The sequence below is a fragment of the Nocardioides sp. genome, from assembly GCF_047607185.1.
In the GTDB taxonomy this organism is placed as follows: domain Bacteria; phylum Actinomycetota; class Actinomycetes; order Propionibacteriales; family Nocardioidaceae; genus Nocardioides.
Map to the genome: position 1 here is coordinate 23,344 of NZ_JASGDQ010000008.1, position 7,961 is coordinate 31,304.

The 7,961-nt window shown below is 71.3% G+C and carries 7 protein-coding genes; 6 read left to right on the forward strand and 1 reads right to left on the reverse strand.

Translation table 11 applies throughout. The features are described from left to right. Positions 1-6 precede the first annotated feature (6 nt). The 4 genes from QM595_RS01100 (at position 7) to QM595_RS01115 (ending at position 4,977) form a co-directional block, all read left to right on the forward strand. Complete coding sequence (locus tag QM595_RS01100) at positions 7-933, forward strand: hypothetical protein (RefSeq protein WP_415169672.1); 927 nt, start codon at positions 7-9, stop codon at positions 931-933. After that, positions 930-2,702, forward strand: a complete 1,773-nt coding sequence (locus QM595_RS01105) for an HlyD family efflux transporter periplasmic adaptor subunit (protein ID WP_415169673.1) — start codon at positions 930-932, stop codon at positions 2,700-2,702. Before QM595_RS01100 ends, QM595_RS01105 begins: the two co-directional genes overlap by 4 nt. 96 nt (positions 2,703-2,798) lie before the next feature. Further along, on the forward strand, positions 2,799-3,536 hold the full coding sequence (locus tag QM595_RS01110; protein WP_415169678.1) for a response regulator transcription factor: 738 nt from the start codon (positions 2,799-2,801) through the stop codon (positions 3,534-3,536). A gap of 10 nt (positions 3,537-3,546) precedes the next feature. Then, complete coding sequence (locus QM595_RS01115) at positions 3,547-4,977, forward strand: sensor histidine kinase (RefSeq protein WP_415169674.1); 1,431 nt, start codon at positions 3,547-3,549, stop codon at positions 4,975-4,977. Between the two features lie 94 nt (positions 4,978-5,071). Here QM595_RS01115 and nadA read toward each other — a convergent pair whose 3' ends face one another. Next, the gene (gene nadA, locus QM595_RS01120) at positions 5,072-6,238 is read right to left on the reverse strand and encodes a quinolinate synthase NadA (RefSeq protein ID WP_415169675.1); all 1,167 of its coding nucleotides are present in this window, start codon (positions 6,236-6,238) and stop codon (positions 5,072-5,074) included. A 100-nt stretch (positions 6,239-6,338) separates the two neighbouring features. On the opposite strand from nadA, the gene QM595_RS01125 reads away from it, so the two are divergent. Further along, positions 6,339-7,412 (forward strand): glycerate kinase, encoded by a 1,074-nt coding sequence (locus QM595_RS01125; RefSeq protein ID WP_415169676.1) that lies wholly within the window; start codon positions 6,339-6,341, stop codon positions 7,410-7,412. 71 nt (positions 7,413-7,483) lie between these two features. Beyond that, entirely contained in the window at positions 7,484-7,837 is a 354-nt protein-coding gene (locus QM595_RS01130) for a HesB/IscA family protein (RefSeq protein WP_415169677.1), read from the forward strand. The last annotated feature ends 124 nt before the right edge of the window (positions 7,838-7,961 follow it).

Sequence of the window (7,961 nt, forward strand, 5' to 3'; positions counted from 1 at the left end):
CCCTCCATGAAGACTCCCTCGCTCCTGCATTCCGTGCTCGGCCGCTCCCTGCTCGGGCTCGCCGGCGGCGTGCTGGTGCTCGGCACCTTGGCGGGCTGCGGCGGCTCCTCCGACGGGGACGCCGCCAGTGACAGCGCCGCCAGCGACAGCGCCACCGGGCAGCCTTCCGACGGTGCTCAGGGCGGCGGTCAGGCTGGCGGTGGCATGGGCGGCGGCATGCCGGGGGTCAGCGGGTTGGTCGCCGACATCAGCGGCAAGACCCTCCAGGTGCAGGGTCAGTCGGGCCAGACGGCGGTGACCTATACCGACTCCACCGCCTTCACCGAGCAGGTCGACGCCACCCTTGCCGACGTCAAGGTCGGGTCCTGCGCCATGGTGACGTCGGCCGACGACTCCGGCTCGGACTCGGCCGCGGTGACCGCCGCCACCGTCCGGATCACCGCAGCCTCCGACGACGGCAGCTGTGGCGGCTCCGGTGGTGGTGGTGCCGGTGGTGGTGCCGGTGGTGGCGGCGGCGAGATGCCGTCGGGCGCCCCGTCCGGGATGCCGACCGACCGGCCCTCGGACCTCCCGAGCGACGCGATGCCCTCCGGCGGCTCCGGCGGCCAGGCCGCGCCGGGCGGCTTCGGTACGCTCGGAGCGGTCTCCGCCGTCTCCGACACGGGCTTCACCATCACCCAGGGCGACCAGACCGTCGAGGTCACCGTCAGCGCTGACACCACCTACACGACCACCGCCGACGCCTCCGCCGACGCGCTGAAGGTTGGCGTCTGCGTCACCGCCACCGGCCAGACCGACGACACCGGGGCCGTCACCGCCGAGCAGATCTCTGTCAGTCAGGCGGTCGACGGCAGCTGCACCAGCGGCTTCGGCGGTGGTGGCTCCGGCGGCCCGCGCGGCGGCGGCGATGACAACGCCGGGGGCGCCTCGTGACCCGGCTGTTGCGACCCCGCAATCTGGTCGTCGGCGGGCTGGCGGCGGCGCTCGTCGGAGGTGGTTGGGCGACGTACGCCGCCACCGGCGAGAGCGCCGGCCACTACCGCACCACGACCGCCGCCCTGGGCGAGGTCCAGGAGACGCTCGCCTCCTCCGGCACACTGGAGTCCTCCGGCCGGGCCGACCTGGGCTTCGGCACCTCCGGCACGGTCGCCGAGGTCCTGGTCGCTACCGGTGACGAGGTGGCCGCCGGCGACGTGCTCGCCCGGCTCGACACCGCCTCGCTGCGTCGCACCCTGACGAAGGCGCAGGCGCAGCTCGCCTCCGCCCGGGCCCAACTCGAGGACGACGAGGAGACTCAGGCCGAGGAGGTCAGCTCGGCCAGCTCGTCGAGCACCAAGAAGGGCAGCGGCCTGGTCACGCCGAGCTCGACCGCCTCCACCGACTCCAGTAGCTCCTCCGACTCGGACGAGTCCGATGCCGCCGTGGCCGAGGTGCTCGCCGAGCTCGCCGCTGAGCAGACCGACGTCACCAGCGCACAGAGCACGGCGACCACTGCGATCGCCACCGCCAAGGACAAGCTCGCGGCACAGACCGCAGCCTGTGAGGATGCCTACACGTCATCGGGCTCCGGAGACTCCGGTGGGACCGATGACTCCGACGGCTCGGACGACGGCTCGGACGACTCAGACGGTTCTGACAACTCCGACGGTGGGAGCGACGACAGCTCCGCAGCCACCGTCGATGACGCTGCGGTCAAGGCGTGCACCGACGCGCTCGCCGCTGTCCAGGAGGCTCAGGACGACGTCGCAGCCGCCCAGGCCGGTCTCCAGACCGCTCTGGAAACCCTCTCCACCACGCTGACCGAAGCCGTCACGACCGTCGAGTCGTCCCAGGAGGAGAGCGACGAGGACGCCGAGTCGTCGACCGGCAGCTCCAGCACCCAGTCGACTCAGGGAACCCAGAGCGGATCCACCGGGAAGCAGACCAGCTCCAGCTCTTCGTCCACGAGCAGCGAAGCGAGCGGTGAGACGGTCACCGCCGCCACCCTTGCGAGCGATCAGGCGAATATCGACGAGGCCAAGGTGGCGGTGATCGAGGCCAAGCAGGCACTCGCCGGAGCGGTCGTCACCGCACCTCACTCCGGCACGATCGCCGAGGTCGACATCGCCGAGAGTGACAGCGCCAGCGCGGGCTCCACCGCCGTCGTGCTGATCGGAGAAGGCACCACGACCGCCAGCATCGACGTCAGCACGACCGACCTGACCAAACTTGCCGTGGGTCAGCAGGCCGAGGTGACGCCGGCCGGCGCGGACGAGCCGCTCGCCGGCACGGTGACGCGGATCGCCGAGACTCCCGACGACTCCTCGACGTACCCCATCCTGATCACGCTGTCCGACGCCGGGCTCGCCCTGCCCAGCGGCACCACGGCGAGCGTGGAGATCGTGGTCGGCACGGTCACCGACGTCGTCACGGTTCCCACCAGTGCGGTCAGCGACGACACGGTCACCGTGCTCAGCAATGGCGTCACCAGCCGTCAGCGGGTCACCACCGGTGTCGTCGGCACCAAGCTGACCGAGATCACCGACGGTCTCGACGTCGGCACCACGGTGGTGCTCGCCGACCTCGACCAGGCGCTCCCGACCGCCGACAGCAGCGAGACCGGCACCGACGGACCCAGCGGCTTCGGTGGCGGCGGCGGTGGCGGTCTCCCTGGCGGTGGTGGTGGTGGCGGCGGTGGCGGTGGCGCGCCGCCCGGACGGTAACCAGATGGCGGGCAGCGCTCAGCTCGGGCACAGGCCGCAGCAAGGAAACAGGCCCCTCACAGACAGATCACAGACTGAAGGAGGACGCTAGTGAACATGATCGACACCGCTTCAGACCCCAACGGCACCTTGACCCGTCCCGACGGCTCGCCCCTGCGGGTGCTGGTGGTCGACGACGAGGTCAATATCGCCGAGTTGATCTGCATGGCGCTGCGCTACGAGGGCTGGCAGGTCGAGGCGGCCCACAGCGGCAGCAAGGCGGTCTCGGTGGCCAAGCGCCTCGAGCCCGACGCGGTCGTGCTCGACATGATGCTGCCCGACTTCGACGGCCTCGAGGTGCTGCGCCGACTGCGGCAGACCGACCCCGACCTGCCGGTCGTCTTCCTGACCGCGAAGGACGCCGTCGAGGACCGCATCGCCGGCCTGACCGCCGGTGGCGACGACTACGTCACCAAGCCGTTCTCGCTGGAGGAGGTCGTGGCCCGGCTGCGTGGTCTCGTCCGCCGCGCCGGCGCCCGTCAGCAGGTCTCCTCCTCGGTTCTGGTCGTCGGCGACCTGCGGCTCGACGAGGACAGCCACGAGGTCTTCCGCGGCGAGGACGAGATCAGCCTCACCGCGACCGAGTTCGAGCTGCTGCGCTACCTGATGCGCAACCAGCGGCGGGTGCTCTCCAAGGCCCAGATCCTCGATCGGGTCTGGAACTACGACTTCGGTGGCCAGGCCAATGTCGTCGAGCTCTACATCTCCTACCTGCGCAAGAAGATCGACGCCGGCCGCGCTCCGATGATCCACACCTTGCGCGGCGCGGGCTATGTCCTCAAGCCGGCAACCTAGTCTGAGGCGTATGCGCGCACCCTTGACTATCCGCCTGGTCGTCACCGCTGTGGCCCTGGTCCTGGTGGTCTCGGCGCTCATCGCACTCGTGACCACGCTGGCGATGCGTTCCTTTCTGACCGATCGCCTCGACGAGGACGTGCAACGTTCGGCGCGCAGCCTGCAGGTGCAGGGCGGCCCGGGCGGTCCGGGCAATCCGCCGGACAAGGCGCCGACCGAGCAGTCGTCGTCCATGATCTGTTTCGGCGGTAGGTCCCAGCCGCCCGGCACCCTCAACGCGTCGCTGGACGGGGAGACGAGCGAGGGCTGCATCCTGGGTGATACTCCCAACGACACCGAGATGGTCGGCGAGGAGGTGTTGACGGCGCTGGTCGACGTGCCGGACGACCAGCAGGTGTATCCGGTCGATCTGCTCGGCCTGGGGACCTATCACGTGACGAAGGTCGAGGACGGCTCGGGCGGCTCCCTGGTCACGGGCCTACCGGTGACCGACGTCACGGAGACGGTCAACTCCCTGATCCGGTGGGAGGTGGTGCTCGTGCTGCTCGGGGCCCTGGCTGCCTCCGGCGCTGGCTTCGTCGTCGTACGACGACAGCTCCGGCCGCTGCGCAAGGTCGCCGCCACCGCCCACACCGTTGCCGGGCTGCCGCTGGACTCCGGCGACGTCGGGGTGACCCAGCGGGTCCCCGCAAGCCTGACCGACGAGCGGACCGAGGTCGGCCAGGTGGGCGCCGCGCTCAACACCCTGCTCGCCCACGTCGAGAGCTCGCTCGCCTCGCGGCACCGCAGCGAGCAGCAGGTGCGGCAGTTCGTCGCCGACGCCTCCCATGAGTTGCGCACCCCGCTGACCACCATCCGCGGCTACACCGAGCTGGCCCGAAGGCGTCCGGAGACGGTGCCCACCGCGCTGGCGAAGGTAGAGGAGGAGTCGGGCCGGATGACCGGCCTGGTCGAGGACCTGCTGCTCCTGGCCCGGTTGGACTCCGGACGGCCGCTGTCGCAGGGGGAGGTGGACCTGACCCGGCTGCTGCTGGAGGCCGTCTCCGACGCCCGGGTCGTCGCGCCCAGCCATCACTGGGTCTTCTCCGCGCCCGAGCAGCCGGTCGAGGTGACCGGCGACGAGCAACGACTCCACCAGGTGATCACCAACCTGCTCACCAACGCCCGCGTCTACACGCCGGCGGGGACGACCGTGACCGTGACGGTGCTCGACCACGGCTTCGCGGTGCACGACGACGGCCCCGGCTTCCCGGCCGACCTCGTCGACCACGCCTTCGAGCGGTTCGTCCGTGGCGACGAGTCGCGCGCCCACACCGGCACCGACGGCGGCGCCGGCCTGGGCCTGTCCCTGGTGCAGGCGATCGTCGCCTCCCACGGCGGCACCGTGTCGCTGGCGAGCCGCCCCGGCGACACGACCATTACCGTCACGCTGCCGGCCTGAAGGTCTCGGGGCCACGCCGGGGCGCTCCGCTGCGGCGACACGCCGGGGCTGCGGCGTGTCGCCAGGAGGGCGGCGCGAGAAGTGGCCCTGCCCCTCAGTCCCGGTGCGTCTTGCCCGGCAGGTCGAGCATCCGCTGCAGCGCGATCTTGGCGTCGCGCTCGGTCTCGGGGTCGACCTCGATCACGTTGGGCACCACCCCGGCCACCAGCGACTCCAGCGCCCACACGAAGTGGGGCAGGTCGATGCGGTTCATCGTCGAGCAGTAGCAGACGTTGCGGTCGAGGAAGACGATCCGCTTGTCCGGGTGGGCCTTCGCCAGCCGCTGCACCAGGTTGAGCTCGGTACCGATCGCCCAGGCAGAGCCCGCCGGAGCCTCCTCGATGGTCTTGATGATGAACTCCGTCGAGCCGATCAGATCGGCCTTGAGCACCACCTCGTGCTGGCACTCGGGGTGGACCAGCACCTGGATGCCGGGGACGGTCGCGCGGAGCTCGTCGATGGTGTCGGGGGAGAACCGGCCGTGCACCGAGCAATGGCCCTGCCACAGGATCATCGTCGCGTCGGCGAGTTGCTCGGCGGTGAGGCCACCGTCGGGGAGCCGGGGGCTCCACACCACGCACTTCTCCAGCGGGATGCCGAGCTTGAGCACCGCCGTATTGCGACCGAGGTGCTGGTCGGGCAGGAACAGCACCTTGCTGCCTTGCTCGAAGGCCCACTCCAGCACCGTCTGCGCGTTGGAGGAGGTGCACACCACCCCGCCGTTGCGGCCGCAGAACGCCTTGATGTCGGCCGAGGAGTTCATGTAGGTGACCGGCACCACCTGGTCCTGGATGCCGGCGGCCGCGAGCGCCTCCCAAGCCGCCTCGACCTGCGACAGCTTGGCCATGTCGGCCATCGAGCAGCCCGCGGCCAGGTCGGGAAGCACCACCCGCTGTGCCGGCGAGGTGAGGATGTCGGCCGACTCGGCCATGAAGTGGACGCCGCAGAAGACGATGAACTCCGCCTCCGGCCGCGCCGCCGCGTCACGGGCCAGCTTGAACGAGTCGCCGGTGACGTCCGCGAACTGGATCACCTCGTCGCGCTGGTAGTGGTGACCGAGCACGAAGACCCGGTCGCCGAGTGCCGCCTTGGCGGCTCCGGCACGCGCCACCAGCGAGGGGTCGGAGGCCGGCGGCAGGTCGCCGGGGCACTCCACGCCGCGCTCGGAGTCGAGGTCGATGCCGCGACCCAGCGGCAGTAGGGGAAGGTCGATCGTCGCCACGTCATCCATCCTAGGAGTGGCCCGCGGTCCGGGCAGCCACCGGCCCAACACTCGAGCGGGCCGACTTCATCCCGCCTGGGGTCGCTCTAGGGTGAGCCTTATGCGGGTTCTGATCGCCCCGGACAAGTACGCCGGCACGCTGACCGCTCCGGAGGCCGCGACCGCCATCGCCGCCGGCTGGGCACGGCGGGCGCCGGCCGACGAGCTGGACCTGGCGCCGATGGCCGACGGCGGCCCCGGGTTCGTCGACGTGCTCCAGAGCGCGCTCGGCGGAGAGCTGCTGGCGGTGACCGTCCGAGGGCCGCACGGCGACCCGACGCCCGCCACGCTGCTCCTGGCCGACGGCACCGCCTATGTCGAGTCGGCACAGGCCTGCGGGCTCGCGCTGACCGGCGGTCGGGGCGCCGAGCACGCCACGACGTACGGCGTGGGGGAGCTGCTCCTCGCCGCCCGGGACGCCGGCGCGAGCCGGGTCGTGGTGGGTCTCGGCGGCAGCGGCAGCAACGATGGCGGCGCCGGCCTGCTGGCCGCCCTCGGCGCCACCGCCGACCGGCCGCTCGACCAGGGCGGCGCCGCGCTGGCCGGCATCGGCACCGTGAGCCTGCCGAGAGTCGACCTCGAGATCGTTGCGGCGACCGACGTCGACAGCCCGCTGACCGGGCTCTTCGGCGCGACCAAGACGTTCGGACCGCAGAAGGGGCTCGCCGAGGACCGGCTGCCGGTGCTCGACGGTGCGCTGCAGGATCTCGCCGCTGCCGCCGACCGGCGGCTCGCCCTCGAGAAGGGTGCCGGTGCCGCCGGTGGGCTCGGCTACGCGCTGCTGCTGCTCGGCGCCACCCAGTCACCCGGCGTCAGCCTGGTGGCCGAGGCGATCGGGCTGCCGGAGCGAGCCAGGGCGGCCGACCTGGTCGTCACCGGGGAGGGCGCCTTCGACTTCTCCAGCCGGGCCGGCAAGGTGCCCCATGGCGTCGCCGAGGCGGCTGCGGCAGCAGCCAGGCCGTGCGTGGTGCTCGCCGGCCGGGTGGACGTCGGGGCGCGGGAGATGCGTGCGCTCGGCGTGGAGTCGGCGTACTCCCTCGTCGATCTGGTGGGGGAGCGAGCGGCCCTGGCCGATCCGCGCGGCTCGCTGGAGCGGCTGGCCGAGCGCGTGGCCAGGACTTGGTCGAGGCCGTGAGGGAATAGCCACCGGTGTGCGATGCTTGACCCCTACGTACAGACCTGTTCCGCACCCCTGAGGGAGCAACGATGACCGACACCACCTTCGAGCGCCGCGCCGACAGCATCAACATCAGCCCCGAGGCCGCGGCCAAGGTGAAGAGCCTCCTGGAGCAGGAGGGCCGCGACGACCTCAGCCTGCGCATCTCGGTCCAGCCCGGTGGCTGCTCCGGCCTGCGCTACCAGCTGTTCTTCGACGAGCGCAGCCTCGACGGTGACATCGTCACCGACTTCGACGGCGTCAACGTGGTCGTCGACCGGATGAGCAGCCCCTACCTCAACGGCGCGCTGATCGACTTCGTCGACACCATCGAGAAGCAGGGTTTCACCATCGACAACCCCAACGCCACCGGCTCCTGCGCCTGCGGAGACTCCTTCCACTAAGAGATTCCGCAGGTAGGGCAGAGTCGGCGCGCCGCCGCCCCAGCACGTGCCTGAGCACCTTCTCCTCAGTCGCCGTGGCTCCGCCACGGCTCCCTCGTCGGCGGCACTCAGCCACGCCCTGGAA